The organism is Bartonella sp. OD88NMGDW (assembly GCF_042193775.1).
GTDB lineage: Bacteria > Pseudomonadota > Alphaproteobacteria > Rhizobiales > Rhizobiaceae > Bartonella > Bartonella grahamii.
The window spans coordinates 1-2381 of record NZ_JBHIMA010000039.1; the positions used below are offsets into that span (position 1 = coordinate 1).

Annotated in this window: 4 protein-coding genes; all 4 read right to left on the bottom strand. The window is 38.2% G+C overall.

From position 1 onward, the window contains the following. Positions 1 to 82: 82 nt before the first annotated feature. Entirely contained in the window at positions 83 to 856 is a 774-nt protein-coding gene (locus ACFIJR_RS08850; protein ID WP_375627030.1) for a hypothetical protein, read from the bottom strand. A gap of 84 nt (positions 857 to 940) precedes the next feature. Beyond that, complete coding sequence (locus ACFIJR_RS08855) at positions 941 to 1447, bottom strand: hypothetical protein (RefSeq protein WP_375627031.1); 507 nt, start codon at positions 1445 to 1447, stop codon at positions 941 to 943. Between the two features lie 290 nt (positions 1448 to 1737). Continuing rightward, entirely contained in the window at positions 1738 to 2127 is a 390-nt protein-coding gene (locus ACFIJR_RS08860; RefSeq protein WP_375620301.1) for a hypothetical protein, read from the bottom strand. Between the two features lie 54 nt (positions 2128 to 2181). Then, on the bottom strand, positions 2182 to 2381 hold a 200-nt coding region (locus tag ACFIJR_RS08865), incomplete at its 5' end, for a hypothetical protein (RefSeq protein ID WP_375654048.1).

A 2381-nucleotide genomic window follows, 5' to 3' on the forward strand; every position in this document is an offset into this window, starting at 1 on the left:
TTAGATCGCTAGCTGTTTTGATAATAAAAGCCGTGTCTTAAAGGACGCGGCTTTTTTGCTATAAAGCAGCCCCCCGCGTTATTTAAGCAGCGTCTTTTAGTGACAGATTATCATCACAGATATCATTACGAATTTTTGCACGGCTATTCACAACAGCATTGCCATAAATTTGCACATGATGATCAATATTTGATTTGCCATAGACCTTGGCATGATCATAAATCCTTACAAAGCAACCAACACGAGCCGATCCAGAAACCTTGGCATGACCATAGATACTTGAATAATCCTTAATCCAAGCATTACAAAAAACATGGGCATTATCATAAACCCGCGCCCAGACATAAACCCGTGACTTGCCATACACATGGGCATTGCCAAAAATATAGCCACAAACATACGCACTTTCATAGACACGGGCATTGTCATAAACCTTGGCACCATTAGAAATAGTAGCATTATCACTAATTACGGCATTACCATAAACATGCCCACAGACCTTAGCGTTATCATGAATTTTTGCGTTATCATAAATATGAGCGGTTGTATCAAAAACCAATGCCTTGCCATTAACGATAGCATTGCCATACACCTTGGCACCTCTAAAGATTTTAGCATCATTATAAATTTTAGCATTTTCATAAACAGTTGCATCGAAAAGAACCGCGGCATTATCATAGACCCAGCAATTGCCATCATGGGATAAGTTACTTTCATTTTCAATAAAACCGCCGAGGTCCCCCGCCTTAACATCATCAAAATCTCTTAGAGCACGTATGCGGTGTAAAGTAAGACCATCAAAAGTGAAGTTTTCATTAGTAAATTCATATTTTTTAGATACAGTTGTAGTGGTCATAGGTAACTCCCTAATCTAACATTTGAATAAATTTTTGAATGAAATGGTTATAAGGAGGCGCCCCCGCCGCGCCCGCGCCGTTATTTAAGCTGTTTTCCTATGAGCACGACACATAACAAAGCAAATTTCACCATAAGGAGAAAGGCGTTCTGTATAAACATTATTCATTGTGTCACCACAAATATTCTTAGTAACAATAGCCATGCCACATGCATTGGCATTTTCATAAACATGCACTTTACTTACAATTTTTGCACTATCGAAAACATGGGCATTATCATACACATGGGCATTGGCAAAAACCTTTGCTGAATCGTAGACGCGAGCATTACCATATACAAAACCACCAACACCTGCATTGCCATAAACCTGCGCATTTTCGTAAACACGACCAGGGCTCACAACAATGGCCTGATCACCAACCCAGCAATTACCATCATGGGAAAGATTTTCTTCAGATTCAATATAGCCACCAAGTTGACCAGCTTTAACATCACCAAAATCTCTTAACGCCTTAATGCGATAAAGTTTTTTACCCTCACGAAGAATTGTTTGATTGGTGAGTTGATATTTTTTTACAGAATTTTGCATAATAAATCCTTACGAAATTAGGTTTTTAATTGACAGCCCATAAGGGCGCCGGGCGCTAAAAACACGGTCGTAAGTCCGCCGCTATACTTTCCCCTCGCGAAGGGTATTGTATGGTATAGCTACACCCGACAAAATCGTTATATGCCAATGATAGCACAAAAGAAAGTCAGTATTTTAAGAAATGGGAAAAACCTTACGTGGTTTAACCGCTTACGATTAAGTGTTTTTAGCACTTGTCGAAATTTCTAAACGAACCTTTTTTTAATGTCAATACGTATTTTTTATTTTTTTCAATTTTTTTCATTTTGATACCTACCTAATTGAATACCAAGTGCTTTCTCTAGTTCACTGTCTATATCATCATAAGTTTTCACTGCTTTCACTGTACGTTTTTTGATTTCCCTATTCACCTCGTCTATCAATGCTTCGCAACTCAATACGCTTCTTGGCAAATCACCCCCATATATCCAAGCTTTCACTTGCGCCTTGGTACTGTAATCAACTTTACAAGGCATCTCATGATACTGACCACCGTCAAATTCTTCGTATTCTCTTGTGCCATCATCATATTCGTAAAGGTTATAAAAATACTCTGCTACCCCTAATCCCCATGGGGCATGCCCCACCGCCGTTGCAACCCACTTTTTTTGCCCTTTCTGTTTACGTTTTTTTAAAAACATCTGGTTTAATATCCCCTATCTAAATCCATAACTTTACCAATGGGTTTATTTGCCTCAAAATGGACCGTACAGAAGCGTTTTTAATTTCAATGTGGTTTTTATCACAAAATCTTTAAATCGATCTGTACGGTGCCTTTCTGTCAATTTAAACGCATGTCTATTCTCAAAATCATCAGAAAATTTCACTACTTTGCTGTTTTTTCGGATCCTTTTAAATACGATTTCATGACTGATGCTCCCGAAAAAAGCTCTAT

Coding starts and splice junctions, on each gene's coding strand:
- ACFIJR_RS08855 (WP_375627031.1), bottom strand. CDS start 1,447: ATGCAAAATTCTGTAAAAAAATATCAACTCACCAATCAAACAATTCTT.
- ACFIJR_RS08850 (WP_375627030.1), bottom strand. CDS start 856: ATGACCACTACAACTGTATCTAAAAAATATGAATTTACTAATGAAAAC.
- ACFIJR_RS08860 (WP_375620301.1), bottom strand. CDS start 2,127: ATGTTTTTAAAAAAACGTAAACAGAAAGGGCAAAAAAAGTGGGTTGCA.